The organism is Paraferrimonas sedimenticola (assembly GCF_002282855.1).
Taxonomy (GTDB): Bacteria; Pseudomonadota; Gammaproteobacteria; order Enterobacterales; family Shewanellaceae; genus Paraferrimonas; species Paraferrimonas sedimenticola.
On sequence record NZ_NRIR01000004.1, the window covers coordinates 221,374 to 237,149 of the forward strand.

Here is a 15,776-nt window from a genome sequence, read left to right on the forward strand (position 1 = left end):
ATAGGAACCACCCTCAAATATTGTAAAGAGAAGCATTTTGAGCGAATCAACTTCTGACATTCAGCCACGCGCCATAGCCCTAATACCGCTAGCGCTATTTTTAGTTCTATTCATTGGCGCCGGTCTGTACTTCCAGTCGCAGGGAGTCGACTTCGCCTTCTATCAATTGCCAAGTGTTGTAGCGATCCTGCCGGCAATTTTGCTGGCGATCATTTTGAGTAAACAAAAGCTCAATAAAGCCATTGGTACTTTTGTCTCTGGTGTTGGCCATTCCAACATCATCACCATGTGTTTGATTTACCTGCTAGCCGGTGCGTTTGCTGCGGTAGGTAAAGCCACAGGTGGTGTGGATGCCACCGTTGCTTTGGGCTTGAGCCTGATTCCAGCTAGCTTGTTGCTGCCTGGCTTCTTCTTAATCGCAGCCTTTATCTCAACCTCTATGGGTACCTCAATGGGCACCCTCGCGGCGGTTGCTCCGATTGCGTTGGGTGTCGCTCAGCAAGCGGGGATTGAGCCAGCATTGATGGCTGGCGCGATTCTGTCTGGCGCCATGTTCGGTGACAACTTGTCGATTATCTCGGATACCACCATTGCCTCAACCCGCACTCAGGGGTGTGGCATGAAAGATAAGTTTCGCGAAAACCTGATCTTTGCCATTCCAGCCTCACTGATTACCCTAGTCATTTTTGTCTTCATTGGTACCGGTGAAGCCGTGGTTGAACAGCAAGATTACGAGCTGATCAAAGTGCTGCCCTATATCGCGATTCTGATTTTGGCCGTGGCCGGTGTGAACGTGTTCGTGGTGTTGACCGCAGGTATTTTGTTTGCCGGTTTGAGTGGCGTCATGCTATCCGATTACGGTGTGATTCAGTTTGGCCAAGACGTCTATGCGGGCTTTGGCAACATGCAGGAGATCTTCATTCTGTCGATGTTGGTTGGCGGTCTAGCAGCTTTGATGCAACAACAAGGCGGTCTGGCATTTGTCTCTAGCATTATTCAGCGTTTGATCGTGAAGTACTCAAGTAAAGGTGGCGATGCCTCAACTCGCGCCGCTGAGCTGGGTATGGCGGGGCTGGTATCCTTTACCAATACCTGTGTGGCTAACAACACAGTATCGATTATTGTGGCTGGTGATCTGGCTAAAGAGCTGGCCACTAAGCATCAGGTGGCTCCGAAGCGCGCCGCTTCGATTCTGGACATCTTCGCTTGTATCGTACAGGGCCTGTTGCCCTACGGTGCACAAGCGCTGCTGTTGTCATCGGCCTTCTTGATTAGCCCGTTAGCGGCGGTAAGCCAGGCTTACTACTGCATGTTGTTGGCTGTGGTGGCAATCGCTGTGGTGATTTGGCGTAAGCGCTAGGTCTGTTTCAAATAAGCGTAATTCCCGGCGCAGGGACACGTCATTGCTGTCAGCATTAGCGTCAATGTTCGTCATCCCCTGCGTCATTGTTCGTCATCCCCAGCTCGACTGGGGATCCACCTAACTGCTAACAGCAGTTGGCTAGATTCCCGCTTTCGCGGGAATGACACGCTAGTTACGCGGGGATGACACGCTAAGTACGCGAGAATCACACCCCGCAGGGGGCATGACGAACCCCTGCTTTTCCGCTATGATTAGCGCCCGTTAATTCATTCTTTTTTCATAGGAAGCCAGAATGCAATCCTTTAGTCAGGATCTGACCTCCCGCAAAGTCGACGCGGAACTGTCGCAGCTACTGCAAGCCCTTGCCCAAATTAGCGCCCAAATTAGCCACGACGTACGTCGCGGCGCCCTTGCTGGTATTCTCGGCGCCACCGAGAGCGAGAACGTTCAAGGGGAAACCCAAAAGAAACTGGACGTGATTGCCAACGACCTTATCAAAGATGGTTTGGCCAAGCTCGACTTAGTTAAAGGCATTGCCTCAGAAGAAGAAGACGATGTGGTTGCGCTAAACCCTAACGGCCGTTTTTTGGTGAGCTTTGACCCACTAGACGGTTCGTCAAACATCGACATCAATAGCCTGGTTGGCACCATCTTCTCGATTTTGCCTGCACCAGAGGGCGAGTTGACTCAAGACAGTTTCCTACAACCGGGGCGCCAACAGTTAGCCGCCGGTTACGTGCTTTACGGCCCATCCAGCTTGATGGCCATCAGCACAGGCAAAGGCACTCAGCTGTATACTCTCGACCCGATTAGCGGTGACTTCCTGCTAATTGACGACGCCATGCAAATTCCTGCCACTACCCAAGAGTTCGCCATCAATATGTCGAACCAGCGTTTCTGGGAGCCGGCCATGCAAAACTACATCGCTGACCTTCTAAAAGGCGACACCGGCGTTCGTGGTAAAAACTTCAACATGCGTTGGATTGCCGCCATGGTTGGCGACGTTCATCGTGTGCTTAGTCGCGGTGGTATCTTTACCTACCCAACCGACACCAAAAATCCAGCCAAGCCGTACAAGCTTCGTCTGATGTACGAAGCCAATCCAATGGCCTTGCTGGTAGAACAAGCCGGAGGACTCGCCTCAACCGGTTACCAAGACATTTTGGACATTCAGCCCGAAGGCATTCACCAACGCGTAGCGGTCGTTTTAGGCTCCCGCGACGAAGTGACCGAGTGCTTGAAATATCACGGCTAAGGTCGAATTTAGATTTTCAATTTGGTGGCGCTATAATAGCGCCACATCAAAACAGTGAAGGATAAAATCCAATGAGCTTGAACAATGTTCCTGCCGGAAAGTCTCTGCCAGACGACATTTACGTGGTAATCGAGATCCCTCAAAACCACGATCCAATCAAATACGAAGTAGACAAAGATTCTGGTGCGGTATTTGTTGACCGCTTCATGAGCGCGCCTATGTTCTACCCATGTAACTACGGTTACGTGAACAACACGCTAAGCTTGGACGGCGACCCAGTAGACGTATTGGTACCTAGCCCATACCCACTGCAGCCTGGTTCTGTAATCCGCGCCCGTCCAGTTGGCGTGTTGAAGATGACCGACGAGTCTGGCGAAGATGCCAAAGTATTCGCTGTACCTCACACCAAAGTGAGCAAGAGCTACGATCACATCAACGACGTTGATGACATCGATCCTCTGCTAAAAGCACAGATCCAGCAGTTCTTCGAGCGTTACAAAGACCTTGAAGACGGCAAGTGGGTTAAAGTTGATGGTTGGGATGACGTAGCAGCAGCCCGCGCTGAAATCCTATCCAGCGCAGAGCGCTACGAAAAAGCCTAATTCACTAAGCTGCACGAACGGCTATTCGAATGCTGAGAACGCTGCCAGTTTGCTCTGGTAGCGTTTTTTATTGGCTGAATCTGACGAGGCAAACTTAAGCGCTCTATCCAGCGAATTCTTAGCACGGGCAATCTCTCCGCTTTGCGCGTAGGCTTTCGCCAGTCCATAGTGGAATTCATGACGGTAGTCTGCTCGATCCAGCGCTTTCTGGTAAAAGTGAATCGCCAACTCATAGTTTTGCGCCGCTAAAGCCGCTTCGGCTTGGTCAAAGTAGTGGTACGGATTGCGTAGACGGGTTAACTCAACGGTGCGATGAATTTGCGCCCACTCCTCTAAGCGACCCTGATCCGCCAACAGTACGGCAAAGTTGTTAAGGCTGGTGAGGTCCTTGGGATCGTGCGCCATAGCGAAACGATAGGCCGCCTCGGCGTCTTTTTCTAACCCTTTACGACGATAAATCAGCGCTAGTGTGTTTACCGCTGGCAAGAAAGTCGGGTCTTGCTCTAGCGAGGCTTTCGCCAGCCAATAGGCGGCGTCGAGCTCTCCATCTATCAGGCGTTCAGCGGCCAAGTTGTTGTAAAGCATCGACAACAGCTCACGCTCGTTGATGTGATTCACTCGATAGCCTTGTATCGCCCGTTGCGGTAAAAAATCCACGACATACGATTGCGTCGATGTGAGCACAGTATTAGCTCTGCGCTCGGGTTTGAGTTCGATATTGATATGGTCATTAATCAGCAAATAACCAGAGTCTCTATCCCACACTGGCTCCACTTTAACTTCGCGATAGACCACTTCCACGCCCAGCTCTCGCGCCATGGCCGAGGTTAAAAGCACCAGCGACAAACAATTGCCCTCGCGCGCTTGATAGGTCTCATTAGGCAGTGCTGAAAGGCGATCGCGATAGGTAAATTTGCCACTTTTGGCCGACAACTCCTGCGCTAGCCATTCATGGGCGAGTAATTTTTTACGATCCCTACTAAACGCGTGTTTTAGCTGAATGCTTTGCTCGGAGGTCAGGTGTAGGGCTTGTTGCCTATCGGGTGGTGGTATTTCTTGAGTGAACGCAGAATCGACAAATGGCACAACCATGGAATCTTGCACCGCAGGCGCGGTAGCACAACCCGTTAGCAGGGCTAGAAGGAGCAAGAACAGCGTTTTCTGCATTTGGAACTCCCGTATTGTAGTGGCGATTTGGGCTAGCGTTGTCCTCGTGAGTTGTTGTCGCTCAGAGCGGTTCCCCATGCTTGAGTAGGCAGGGGATAATAGGGGCTACACAGCCAAGGTAACTGGTGATTTGGGTAGATTACACACCCCAAGGGCACGGCCCGCACAATACGTAACGATTGTTGCAATCTAATGGCCTCTTGCCTTTGATATTGGCGTTTCTTCTCGTCACGCACTGCAAAGGCGTCATAGTCTTGGTTGGTATTGCGTACCACGACAGACCCGGCTTGCACGCTCGTACAAAACAGTACTGTCATGATCACGGCCAATGACCAAGGGGGTGTCACTCGCTTACAGCCTCCACTGACTACCAGTTGGTGAAACATTTTCAGAAATCTCTGTTTAAGCTTAGTTCAAGGCAGCGTTTAATGACCAGTTTGAGTTACCATAGCAACATAAAATCAACGGAATTGGAAATCATGAAACAACAAAAACAACTCTTGCTACTGATGATTTTTGTGATGTCGCTAGTCTTCTCAGTGTGGCAAGTACTGTTGAACAATTTCGTGATTGAACGCGCGAGCTTCACTGGAGAAGAGATAGGCCTGCTGCAAAGCCTACGCGAAGTACCTGGGTTTTTGGCCTTTACTGCGGTGTTTGTGCTGCTGGTGCTAAAAGAGCAAAGCTTTGCCTTTTTGGCTTTGGGCCTGACCTGTATTGGGGTCGCGGTAACCGGATTTTTCCCCAGCGTCATCGGCCTGTATTTAACCACAGTGCTAATGAGCATTGGCTTTCACTACTTTGAAACCGTCAACCAATCCCTGACTCTGCAATGGGTCGACAAGAAACAAACCGCCACCTTCTTGGGTGAAGCCTTGGCTTGGAAAGCCGCGGCTGCACTCAGCGCTTATGCTAGTATTTGGTTGTTGATGAGCTGGCTAGAAGTGGACTACCAAGTCACCTATGCCTTAATTGGCGGCCTGGGGCTGGTGATGACCATCGCGCTGTGGGTTTACTTTCCGCGCTTTAAACAATGCACAGCGCAAGAACAAAAACTGATCTTAAGAAAAGACTATTGGCTGTACTACGCCCTGCTGTTCTTCTCTGGAGCCCGTCGTCAAATTTTCATGGTATTCGCCGGCTTCATGATGGTCGAGAAATTCGGCTACTCAGTGTCGCAAGTGACCGCGCTGTTCTTGATTAACTATGTGTTTAACCTGCTTTTTGCCAAACGTATCGGTAAGTTCATTAGCCGCATTGGTGAGCACCGCGCGCTTACTATTGAGTACGTGGGCTTAATGCTAGTGTTTATCAGCTATGCCCTGGTTGAAGTGGCGTGGATGGCGGCAGCCCTGTACGTGATTGACCACCTGTTGTTTGCGATGGCAATTGCGATTAAAACCTACTTCCAAAAAATTGCTCGCCCGGCAGATATTGCCGCCACCGCAGGTATTAGCTTCACCATCAATCACATCGCGGCCGTGGTTATTCCCGCCCTGCTGGGTCTGGTGTGGGTCATCAACCCCAGTGCCGTGTTCTACTTTGGCGCCCTGTTGGCCGCCTGCTCGCTGATTCTGGCGCAGTTTATCCCAACTAACCCTGAGCGTGGCAACGAAACCCGTTTAGTTAGTGCAAAGGTCCAAGTCAGCGAGTCGTAAGCTCGCTGGCTGGAAAAACCACCCGTTAACCACTTTAATTAAGCCAACACTAGAGTGCGGGAGGTAATAGTGAAAATACTGAGTTACTTGGTAGCAGGCTTGATGTTGGCGTTTATCGTCGGTGGTTTTCTGCTTCCCAGTCAGTATCTGGTGCGCCAAGAAGTGCGTATTCAAGCCTCTTCCGAGCAAATTCACCCCATGGTGGCCGACTTGAGTCGCTGGCCCGATTGGAGCCCTTGGCAACACAACAACCCGGATTTAGAGCTCAAACTCGGCGAGCAGAGTTTTGGCGCAGGCGCCAACCAGGCCTGGTTCGATAACCAAGGCCGTCAAAAAGGCGCGCTGGAGATCACCCACGCGGATCTTGACCAAGGGGTTAACTACCGCATGCAAGTGGGCTCGAATACCGCTGAAGGACGCGTCTACTACCAAGCCCACGGCTTAAGTGCCACTCGAGTATTTTGGGAAATGCGCGGCGAATTCAGCCAGCCAATTGTCGGCCCTTACATGGCCTGGTTTACCCGTGTTGCTGTGTCGAAAAACTTCCAAAAAGGATTGGACAAACTCAGGCAACAAGTGGAGACTCAGCAGTAACTCGAATCGCAAGGAAGCCGACCGTGACCCATCTAAAGGAAAGCGACCACCAGACCTCGGCTCGCCAACGAGCCTCCCAGCTAGCCCGCCACATTGGACTTGCCAGCGGCCCTGGCTACGACCCAGCCAAAGCCAGTTTGGCTCAGCGCGCCCAACAACGTCAGCACCTTCGCGATATGGGCTATCAGGCTAATTTAGAAGCCATTTATCAGCAATGTCTGCAACAAGCGGATTCTGGAGTCATCGGCCATGAGCTCGACCCAGACTGGCTGCATCATTTTTTACAACTGGCGGAGAAGGTTCACCAGCCCAAAATGCAAGGGCTGTGGGCCAAGATTTTAGCCAATGAACTGGCCAACCCCGGCGCCTTTAGCATAGCCAGTTTGACCACCCTCACCCGCCTAACTCAAAAAGACGCGCAAACCCTACGCAAAGCGCTGGAGTTGTCCATGGTGGTCAACGGCGATGGACGCTTGCGACTGCTCACTAGCTGGCGCTGGCCGGCGCGATTGAGTTCGCTGTTTGGACAAGACAATCAAGTTAGCGTGCGCCTGTCGCAATTCGGCCTGCCATACAGTGCGATTTTACGTTTGATTGAGCTGCAACTTTTGTACAGCAGTGAACTTGAAAGTGGCCAGTACGCCAAGGGAAGCAAGCTGACCTTGAGCAACGGCGCTCAACGCTGGATAGCGACCACGCGCCAGCGTCACTCAAGCTTTAGTTATTTCCGATTCTCACCGATTGCTCATGAGCTAGCGCAATTGATGCAAATTCAAGGCGATAGCGACTGGCAGGGGGCGTTCACTCAAACTCTGGACAACGCGCTTGTATTCAAGCGCAGCTAGCCCGAGATTAAGTCTGACTAGAGCGCAGCGAAATATCGTCAACCGGCGCTTCATCGAGAATGCCGCGCTGATTCAAATAAGCCATTAACTGCTGCACCAATTCAGGCAGCTCAACCTTGCTGGTATCTAGGCGCAACTCGGGCTCTAGGGGTTCTTGATAAGGCGCGCTGATACCGGTGAAATTAGGGATCTCACCACGTCGGGCTTTGGCGTATAGCCCTTTGGGGTCTCGCGACTCGCACACTTCAATCGGCGTCGCTACGTGCACTTCAATAAAGCGCTCGCTACCAATAATTTTACGCACCCGCTGGCGCTCTTCTCGACTGGGTGAAATAAACGCCGACAGCACAATCAGCCCAGCGTCTAGCATCAGCGCGGCACTGTGCGCCACACGACGAAGGTTTTCGGCTCTGTCTTCTTGGCTGAAACCGAGATCGCCACAAAGACCGTGACGCACGTTATCGCCATCAAGCACATAGGTATGGCGATTGGCTTGCCACAGCGCCTGCTCTAAGGCACCCGCCAGAGTCGATTTGCCCGAGCCCGATAGCCCAGTAAACCACAACACCACAGGTTGTTGGCGTTTGAGCTGTGCTCGCTGAGCCGAACTCACTGGATGCTGCTGATAAACAGTATTACTCGAAGCTGTGTGTGTCATCTGAACTCTCGTTATTGCGTTATCGGAAAAAACCAAGGCAGTGCAGTGAGCACTAACCCACCGTATACCAAGGCCAACGGCGCGCCAAAACGCAGGTAGTCCTGCAGGCGATAATGACCGCTGGCCATCACCATCAAGTGAGTTTGATAGCCAAAGGGCGATAAAAAACTCGCGCTGGCGCCAAACATCACCACCATGATAAAGGGTCTAGGGTCCATTCCCAGTTGCTGAGCGCTGGCCAACGCCACCGGCAAACTAAAGGCCGCCGCAGCTGTGTTAGTCATCAGCTCAGTCATTAACCAAGTCAGCAGGTATAAGCCCGCTAGCACTCCAATCCACCCCAGTGGGTGCAGCTGACTCTGCAACTGAGTGGCAATCACATCGGCTAAGCCGCTGGATAGGGTCAACTGAGCTAAGCCAAACGCGCAGGCCAAAATCACCCATAAGCCCCACGGGATGCTAGTTAGCCACTGGCGTGGGCTGAGAACGCCAAAGCCGATATAACCCAGCAGTAAAACAACCATGGCCATCGGCAATGACAGATACTGCCCCGCCGCCAGTGCAAGTGCCGCAACAAATCCCAAGTTAACCCAAACACTGGTTCGTCTGGGCAGGCTATCGTCGCCGCTTTGCTGTGGTCTATCGTCGAACCTTGCGATAGCAGTGGAGCGCGTCGGTGTCACTAATGGCGCTAGCAAAACCAACACCGCCGCGCTTCCGAGCCAAAGCAATAACGCCATTGGCGTCATTTCAAAAAAGCCGATTGGGGTTTGCTCGGCTTGCACCACTAAGGCGTTAACCATCAGATGGGTCGAAGTCCCCACCAGCGTCAAAGTGCCACCTAAGATGGCGAAATAAGACAAGGGCAAGAGTAAGCGCGACGCCTGTTGGGGGTGGTGGCTCGACAAGGTCTGCTGCAGCGAAGCGACCACAGCGGTGTTGTTAGCCATTGCAGACAACAAGCCGCTCGACAGCCCCAACTTGAGTAAGCTCGCTCGAGGGCTATGCCCAACTAACCACTCGCCAAAACGACGTAAGTGCCAGCTTTTGGCAGGTCCTGCGCTGGCGCTAACCAATAACACCAAGGCCAAAATTGACTCTTGCACGAAGGCATTGAGCAAAGGCTGCCACTCGGCCAAGCCCACCAGCCAACTGACAAGCACAGCCGCCGCAAATACCCAAGGCACCGGCCAACGCCCGCTAATAAGCGCCGCCATCAGCCCAAGTAAGATGGCGGCCAGACTCCATTCAGCCAAAAGGGGTTACTCCTTGAGGCGGTCCAAATCGATGGCTTGCCAGTGTGGGAAGTGCTTGCGAACCAGCGCATTTAACTCTCGCTCAAATTCACTAAAGGCTCGTGCTTCAGGCTCGGCTTGGAACAAGCGCCCTTTGACCAGCATGGCCGCCGCCACTGTGGCATTAGTCAGTCGGTCGATAAGAATTGCCGAACCGGTTTGCGGCACTGCGTCAAAAGCATCAATCGCCAAGGTTTCGGTAAGCGACAGAGTGACACGAGCGATGTCGTTCAAGCCGAGCGTCTCACCCCTGTGTTTACTCAAACTGTTGACGTCTACCTGGTAGTCGATGCCTTCGACCTTGGCCTGCACAATACGGCCCGCCAGTTTGAAATCGTAAACCTGACCAAGCACCATAGGGGTTTCGCTCAACCACACCAACTCAGCGGTGAGATGGTTGGCTAACGTCGGCTGCCCCTCTTCGGCAACAATCACATCGCCGCGAGAGATATCGATTTCCTTGTCCAAGGTCAGGGTCACCGCCTGCCCGGCATTGGCCTGTTCCAGCTCGCCCTCAAAGGTGACAATGCGCTCGATGCGCGCGCTTTGTCGGCTTGGATATACAGACACCAAATCCCCAAGGCTTAAGCTTCCGCTGACCAAGGTACCGGCGTAGCCTCGAAAATCACTGTTAGGGCGCTGCACAAACTGTACTGGGAATCGCGCAGGTGCCGCGGTTAAATCGGCTTGAGTGTCCACTTGCTCCAACAGCCCTAGCAGGGTCTCACCTTGATACCAAGGCATATTGGCGCTCGGGTTAACCACGTTATCCCCTTCAAGCGCGCTCACAGGCACATAACTCACTCGTGCGCCGCCTAGCTGTTTGGCAAAGACCGCGAAATCGTCCACCACGCTTTGGTAGTGGCCGGCTTGATAGCCCACTCGATCCATTTTGTTGACCGCCACCACTAGATGCTTAATCCCCAGTAAATGGGCAATATAAGCGTGCCGACGAGTTTGGGTTTGCACGCCTTGGCTGGCGTCAATCAGCAATACAGCTAATTCACAAGTGGAAGCTCCGGTGGCCATGTTACGAGTGTACTGCTCGTGTCCAGGGCAATCAGCTATGATGAACTTGCGCTTGTCGCTGGCGAAATAGCGGTAGGCCACGTCAATGGTGATCCCTTGCTCGCGCTCTGCTTGCAAGCCGTCCACCAGCAAAGCCAAGTCCAACTCTTCGCCTGTTGTGCCCATCTTGGCGCTGTCCGCTTTTAAGGTGGCCAATTGGTCTTCAAAAATCTGCGCGCTATCGTGTAGCAGGCGCCCGATTAGCGTACTCTTGCCATCGTCTACGCTGCCACAGGTCAACAAGCGCAGCAGACCTTTGGTTTGCTGCGACTCCAAATAGCGACTGATACCTAGATGCTTAAGTTGTTGTTCTACTTGCGCATTCACCGCTTTCTTCTCCTAAAAATAGCCCTGGCGCTTTTTCAGCTCCATCGACCCTGCCTGATCTGAGTCAATCAGTCGGCCCTGACGCTCGCTAGAACGGGTCACCAACATCTCTTCGATAATGCCCAACAAATCAGTGGCGTTTGACTCCACCGCAGCCGTTAGCGGATAACAGCCCAGAGTGCGAAAGCGCACCATTTTGGTTTGCGGCTGCTCGCCAGGCTCCAATGGCATGCGCTCGTCATCCACCATTAACAGCTGACCGTCGCGCTCGACCACAGGGCGCGGCTTGGCGAAGTACAACTCAGGAATGTCGATATTCTCCTGATAGATGTATTGCCAAATATCTAGCTCGGTCCAGTTCGACAGTGGAAACACGCGAATGCTTTCGCCTGGGTTAATCGCACTGTTGTAGTTGCGCCACAGCTCAGGACGCTGATTTTTAGGGTCCCAAGCGTGGTGACGGTCGCGAAACGAATACACGCGTTCTTTGGCGCGACTCTTTTCCTCGTCGCGGCGAGCCCCACCAAAGGCCGCATCAAAGCCGTATTGGTCCAGCGCCTGCTTCAGCGCCTGAGTCTTCATGATGTCTGTGTGTTTAGCCGAACCGTGCACAAAAGGGTTCACCCCTAAGGCTTTGCCTTGTTGATTGATGTGCACTCGCAGGTCCAAGTCCATTTCCTTGGCCATGCGGTCGCGAAACTCGATCATTTCGCGGAATTTCCAGGTGGTGTCCACGTGCAGTAGTGGAAACGGAATCTTGCCCGGGTAAAAGGCCTTGCGCGCCAAATGCAGCAGCACCGCCGAGTCCTTCCCCACCGAGTACAACATCACTGGGTTTTCAAATTCGGCAGCCACTTCGCGAAAAATATGAATGCTTTCAGCTTCTAATTGCTGCAAATGGGTCAAAGCCAAACTCGCTTCAGCCATGATGACGCTCCTCTACTGCATCTGTTTGGGTATGCCCTTGGTACCAATCGATTTGTCCCGCTAAAGCCACCACCTCGCCAATGATCAGCAAGGCGGGCCCTTGACCTTTCACTTCGTGAGCCAAGTCGGGCAATTGATTCAATGGGCACAGGTATCTTTGCTGCTCAGGACGAGCGGCGTTCACTATGATGGCCGCCGGTGTTGAAGCCGCGCGACCGGCTTGTATCAGTCCAGTGACAATATCGTCGGCCTTTTGCAGGCCCATATAAATCACGAGAGTGTGCTCGGGTTGAGCAAACTGTGCCCAACGCGCAGGCGAGGTTTTCGCCATGCACTGGCCTGTGACCATGGATATGCCGCGACTCAATCCTCTGTGAGTCAGTGGAATACCGGCATAAGCACCGGCCGCTGAGGCCGCGGTAACACCGGGAATGATTTCAAATTCGATGCCAGCGCCTTGCAGCGCTTCTAGCTCTTCCGCCGCTCGGCCAAACACCAGTGGATCGCCACCTTTAAGGCGCACCACGGCACCGTTGCTGTTAAAGGCACTGGTTACCAGCAGTTGATTGATTTCACTTTGCGAGGCGGAGTGACGACCAGCGCGTTTACCCACCGCGATGCGTTTGGCGTTGGGGTTGATTAGGTCGAGCACACTTTGATCCACCAAGGCATCAAACAGCACGCACTGGGCTTGTGCCAACAAGCGTGCTGCTTTAAGGGTCAGCAAATCGGCATCACCGGCGCCGGCACCAACCAGATAAACCTTGGCCGGCGTTCCTTTTGCCGGGTGGGATAGCAAGGACATAGTTTCACTCTCTCTAATGATGTCGCTCGACTATACCCTCAAGCCTTATTCCCTAAAAAATATCAAAAATCGATTCTATATAACGTTTGGTCATATAAAGCGCCATAAAGCCAGTGGCCGCCCTGCTCCCGCAATGCCACCAAATGACCGCCAATTCGCAACAATTAACCCATAAGTTTGAGCTTATAAAGAAAAATAACAGCAAGTTAAGAGTTAACCAAAACGCTGGGTTCAGGGAATTTTTATGAGCACATTACCAACCCAAGCCTGTTACAATCTTCAGTATTAGTCTTTTCATGGATGAAACATAATGTCCAAGCGCCTGTTAGCCCTGTTGCTAACCCTCGCCTGCTCTTCGGTATTTGCCGCTGAGCCTAAACAAGAACGAGCGGAACAAACCGAAGCGGTCGAGCAAAATGAGGACGACCCGTCGTTGCTGCAACAGCGGATCGCCAAAGAGTCAGCGCAAATCGGTGACGACTACATATTGTCCACCCACAAGGTCAACTACATACTGCCTGTGACCTACATGAGTCGCCCCAACGGAGCTCCCGTGCGTGATGGCTCAGCGTTCCCAGAGGACGTAGGGCTGGATAACATGGAAGCCAAGTTTCAAATCAGCTTCAAGTTACCGGTTGCCACCAACCTCTTTAACGACAACGGCCATCTGTTTGTGGCTTACACCAACCAGTCCTACTGGCAGGTATATAACAAGGAAATCTCCTCGCCGTTTCGCGAGATCAACCACGAACCCGAAGCCTTTTTGTTGTTCAACAACGATGCCGAGTGGATGGGTATTCGAAATTCCATGTACGGCTTTGGAGTAGTGCACCAATCCAACGGACGCTCGCAACCGCAATCGCGCAGTTGGAATCGCATTTACGCCGCAGCAGCCTTTGATAAGGGCAATTTGGCATTGGCGGCCAAGGTTTGGTATCGAATTCCAGAGAAGGCTAAATCAGACCCCATGCAACCCAAGGGTGATGACAATCCAGACATCGAGGATTATCTGGGCAATATGGAGCTGTTATTTGGCTATGGACTGGGGAAACAACGCATCACTATGCTGCTGAGAAACAATCTGAATTTCAAAGATAATCGCGGCGCCATAGAGGTCAATTGGAGCTACCCCATCAAGGGTAATTTGCGTTTTTACGCTCAGTACTTCAACGGTTATGGCGAGAGCCTGATTGACTACAATCACCACAACCAACGAATTGGTATCGGCTTGTCGGTTAACGACCTGTTCTAACGTAAAAAGGCGCCCATCGGCGCCTTTTTTATGAACACAAGCTAGCTTAGGCTAGGCCAATAATGTTGCCCTGCTCATCGATGTCCATGTTCATGAATGCCGGCTTTTCCGACAAGCCCGGCATGGTTAACACCTTGCCACAAAGGGCGTACACAAAACCCGCTCCAGCACAGAGTTTCAGCTCGCGCACGGGCACGCTAAAACCACTTGGTCGGCCTTTTAAACTTGGGTCATGCGACAGCGATAGCGGCGTTTTCGCCATGCACAAAGGCAAGTGACCGTAGCCCTGCTCGGTTAACTGCTCAAGCTGAGCTTTGGCTGTGTCACTAAGCTCCACACCGCTGCCGCCATAAGTGGCTTCAACTATGGTCAGTAACTTGTCCATTAAGCCGGTGTTGGCCGCATCGTACAAAGGCGTGAATTGAGCCCCTTTGGCGGTCGCCTTAACCACGGCTTGGGCTAACTCGGCAGCCCCTTGCGCGCCCTCGGCGAAGGCGGTGGAAATGGCAACATCATCGGCGCCCATCGCCAATGCGGCCTCGCGCACCACAGCCAGTTCTGCATCAGTGTCGCCAGGAAAGCGATTCAACGCCACCACCACTGGCACACCATAGCGACGCACATTGTCGATATGACCTTTAAGGTTTTCCAGACCTGCCTGTAAGGCCTCGCCATCCGGTTCGAACAAGGCTTCAGGTAGCGCCATTCCCGGCTTTAATTGATACTTGCCCGAGTTGGCTTTTAATCCGCGAAGGGTGGCCACTAGCACGGCACAATCCGGCCCTTTGCCCGCTTGCACCGCTTTGATGTTACAAGCTTTTTCAAAGCCCATGTCTGAGCCAAAGCCTGCCTCAGTCACTACATAATCCGCCAACTTAAGCGCTAAGCGGTCGGCGATGATAGATGAGTTGCCGTGGGCAATGTTGGCAAAAGGTCCTGCGTGCACCAACATAGGTACACCGGTCAGAGTTTGCATCAGGTTAGGGCTAATGGCTTCTTTAAGTACCACCGCCATCGCGCCGGCCACTTGCAGATCTTCAGCGGTCACAGGCTTGCCATCGAGGTCAAACGCCAACACTAAACGACCCAAACGCTCGCGCAAGTCAGCCAAGTCTTTGGCCAAAGCAAGCACTGCCATCAGCTCAGACGCGGCGGTAATGTCAAAACCGTCGTTGCGCTCCACGCCGTTGATGTTCTTTTCACCAGAACACAGGCCGATTTTAATTTCGCGCAAACTGCGGTCGTTGTGGTCCATCACTCGACGCCAGCAAATGCGATCAGGGTCAATGCGCACTGGATTCAAGCCAGTCTTCTCAGCATAGCCGTCATAACCCAAGCGCTGCTCGTGGAACAAGCGCGCGTCGATCGCTGCCGCCGCTAAGTTGTGCGCTGCGGTAATTGCGTGAATATCGCCGGTCAGATGCAGGTTGAGCTCGTCCATTGGCACCACTTGCGCGTAGCCACCACCTGCCGCGCCGCCTTTAACACCAAATACCGGCCCCATGCTTGGCTGACGAATGCAGCCCATCACCGACTCACCGATGGCGTCTAGCCCTTGCGACAGGCCTACGGTCGTAACCGTTTTGCCTTCACCCAGCGGCGTCGGCGTAATCGCTGTGACTAGTACCAGCTTGCCGCGATCCGCTTCGGGCAGACGATTAATCACATTGGCGTTGAGCTTGGCTTTGTAGGGGCCATAGCAGGTCAGATCTTGCTCACAAAGTCCGATCTTTTGCGCCACTTGTTCAATCGGCGTTAATTTAGCTTGGCGGGAGATACTAATGTCGTCTAGCATGGGACTACCTCTGACTAGGGAGCGAAAAAACTGCGCCTGTATCAGGCAATTTCGGGCCGCGATCCTAGCAGAAATCTGAGAGTTTCTCTTGCTTGAGCTCAATTACTGGCCAAAACCAACCATGAATGTAACCAGGCTTTTGGGTTTGAGTTAAAGAAATGGTAA

The 15,776-nt window shown here is 52.7% G+C and carries 15 protein-coding genes; 7 read left to right on the top strand and 8 right to left on the bottom strand.

Going from position 1 to position 15,776, the window contains the following annotated elements; translation table 11 throughout:
* The first annotated feature begins 37 nt into the window (after positions 1-37).
* From CLC93_RS09025 to ppa, 3 genes are all read left to right on the top strand, one after another.
* On the top strand, positions 38-1,360 hold the full coding sequence (locus CLC93_RS09025) for a Na+/H+ antiporter NhaC family protein (RefSeq protein ID WP_245837133.1): 1,323 nt from the start codon (positions 38-40) through the stop codon (positions 1,358-1,360).
* 295 nt (positions 1,361-1,655) lie between these two features.
* Positions 1,656-2,618: a class 1 fructose-bisphosphatase gene (locus CLC93_RS09030; RefSeq protein ID WP_095505635.1), complete on the top strand. Its 963-nt coding sequence runs from the start codon at positions 1,656-1,658 to the stop codon at positions 2,616-2,618.
* Between the two features lie 71 nt (positions 2,619-2,689).
* A complete protein-coding gene (gene ppa / locus CLC93_RS09035; protein ID WP_095505636.1) occupies positions 2,690-3,220 on the top strand; it encodes an inorganic diphosphatase in 531 nt (176 codons plus the stop codon).
* A gap of 21 nt (positions 3,221-3,241) precedes the next feature.
* Here the strand turns inward: ppa and CLC93_RS09040 are convergent, their stop codons facing one another.
* Together CLC93_RS09040 and CLC93_RS17720 are read right to left on the bottom strand one after the other, a co-directional pair.
* Positions 3,242-4,387: a tetratricopeptide repeat protein gene (locus tag CLC93_RS09040; protein WP_169902926.1), complete on the bottom strand. Its 1,146-nt coding sequence runs from the start codon at positions 4,385-4,387 to the stop codon at positions 3,242-3,244.
* A gap of 32 nt (positions 4,388-4,419) precedes the next feature.
* A complete protein-coding gene (locus tag CLC93_RS17720; protein ID WP_169902927.1) occupies positions 4,420-4,773 on the bottom strand; it encodes a hypothetical protein in 354 nt (117 codons plus the stop codon).
* 93 nt (positions 4,774-4,866) lie between these two features.
* On the opposite strand from CLC93_RS17720, the gene CLC93_RS09045 reads away from it, so the two are divergent.
* The 3 genes from CLC93_RS09045 (at position 4,867) to CLC93_RS09055 (ending at position 7,484) form a co-directional block, all read left to right on the top strand.
* Positions 4,867-6,045 carry an MFS transporter gene (locus tag CLC93_RS09045; protein ID WP_095505749.1) on the top strand — a complete coding sequence of 393 codons (1,179 nt, stop codon included), beginning with the start codon at positions 4,867-4,869 and terminating at the stop codon, positions 6,043-6,045.
* A 69-nt stretch (positions 6,046-6,114) separates the two neighbouring features.
* A complete protein-coding gene (locus tag CLC93_RS09050; protein ID WP_141237370.1) occupies positions 6,115-6,639 on the top strand; it encodes an SRPBCC family protein in 525 nt (174 codons plus the stop codon).
* A gap of 23 nt (positions 6,640-6,662) precedes the next feature.
* Positions 6,663-7,484 (top strand): TIGR03899 family protein, encoded by an 822-nt coding sequence (locus CLC93_RS09055; RefSeq protein WP_169902929.1) that lies wholly within the window; start codon positions 6,663-6,665, stop codon positions 7,482-7,484.
* A 7-nt stretch (positions 7,485-7,491) separates the two neighbouring features.
* Here CLC93_RS09055 and cysC read toward each other — a convergent pair whose 3' ends face one another.
* From cysC to cobA, 5 genes are read right to left on the bottom strand one after another with little or no spacing between them, the layout of a single operon-like run.
* Complete coding sequence (cysC, locus tag CLC93_RS09060) at positions 7,492-8,142, bottom strand: adenylyl-sulfate kinase (RefSeq protein WP_095505640.1); 651 nt, start codon at positions 8,140-8,142, stop codon at positions 7,492-7,494.
* A gap of 11 nt (positions 8,143-8,153) precedes the next feature.
* On the bottom strand, positions 8,154-9,398 hold the full coding sequence (locus CLC93_RS09065; protein ID WP_095505641.1) for an SLC13 family permease: 1,245 nt from the start codon (positions 9,396-9,398) through the stop codon (positions 8,154-8,156).
* Between the two features lie 6 nt (positions 9,399-9,404).
* Positions 9,405-10,832, bottom strand: coding sequence for a sulfate adenylyltransferase subunit CysN (cysN, locus tag CLC93_RS09070; RefSeq protein WP_095505642.1), 1,428 nt, complete (start codon positions 10,830-10,832; stop codon positions 9,405-9,407).
* 12 nt (positions 10,833-10,844) lie between these two features.
* A complete protein-coding gene (gene cysD / locus CLC93_RS09075; RefSeq protein WP_211286844.1) occupies positions 10,845-11,759 on the bottom strand; it encodes a sulfate adenylyltransferase subunit CysD in 915 nt (304 codons plus the stop codon).
* Positions 11,752-12,564 (bottom strand): uroporphyrinogen-III C-methyltransferase, encoded by an 813-nt coding sequence (gene cobA, locus CLC93_RS09080; RefSeq protein ID WP_095505643.1) that lies wholly within the window; start codon positions 12,562-12,564, stop codon positions 11,752-11,754. The genes cysD and cobA overlap by 8 nt, the downstream gene beginning before the upstream one ends.
* A 310-nt stretch (positions 12,565-12,874) precedes the next feature.
* Between cobA and CLC93_RS09085 the strand changes: the two genes are divergently transcribed.
* A complete protein-coding gene (locus CLC93_RS09085; RefSeq protein ID WP_095505644.1) occupies positions 12,875-13,816 on the top strand; it encodes a phospholipase A in 942 nt (313 codons plus the stop codon).
* A gap of 46 nt (positions 13,817-13,862) precedes the next feature.
* Here CLC93_RS09085 and CLC93_RS09090 read toward each other — a convergent pair whose 3' ends face one another.
* Positions 13,863-15,611: a formate--tetrahydrofolate ligase gene (locus tag CLC93_RS09090; RefSeq protein WP_095505645.1), complete on the bottom strand. Its 1,749-nt coding sequence runs from the start codon at positions 15,609-15,611 to the stop codon at positions 13,863-13,865.
* Between the last annotated feature and the right edge of the window lie 165 nt (positions 15,612-15,776).

Bases quoted from the DNA above. Each gene is read 5' to 3' on its own strand.
- ppa (WP_095505636.1), top strand. From the start codon at position 2,690: ATGAGCTTGAACAATGTTCCTGCCGGAAAGTCTCTGCCAGACGACATT.
- CLC93_RS09090 (WP_095505645.1), bottom strand. From the start codon at position 15,611: ATGCTAGACGACATTAGTATCTCCCGCCAAGCTAAATTAACGCCGATT.
- CLC93_RS17720 (WP_169902927.1), bottom strand. From the start codon at position 4,773: ATGTTTCACCAACTGGTAGTCAGTGGAGGCTGTAAGCGAGTGACACCC.
- CLC93_RS09085 (WP_095505644.1), top strand. From the start codon at position 12,875: ATGTCCAAGCGCCTGTTAGCCCTGTTGCTAACCCTCGCCTGCTCTTCG.
- CLC93_RS09045 (WP_095505749.1), top strand. From the start codon at position 4,867: ATGAAACAACAAAAACAACTCTTGCTACTGATGATTTTTGTGATGTCG.
- cobA (WP_095505643.1), bottom strand. From the start codon at position 12,564: ATGTCCTTGCTATCCCACCCGGCAAAAGGAACGCCGGCCAAGGTTTAT.
- CLC93_RS09040 (WP_169902926.1), bottom strand. From the start codon at position 4,387: ATGCAGAAAACGCTGTTCTTGCTCCTTCTAGCCCTGCTAACGGGTTGT.
- cysC (WP_095505640.1), bottom strand. From the start codon at position 8,142: ATGACACACACAGCTTCGAGTAATACTGTTTATCAGCAGCATCCAGTG.
- CLC93_RS09030 (WP_095505635.1), top strand. From the start codon at position 1,656: ATGCAATCCTTTAGTCAGGATCTGACCTCCCGCAAAGTCGACGCGGAA.
- cysD (WP_211286844.1), bottom strand. From the start codon at position 11,759: ATGGCTGAAGCGAGTTTGGCTTTGACCCATTTGCAGCAATTAGAAGCT.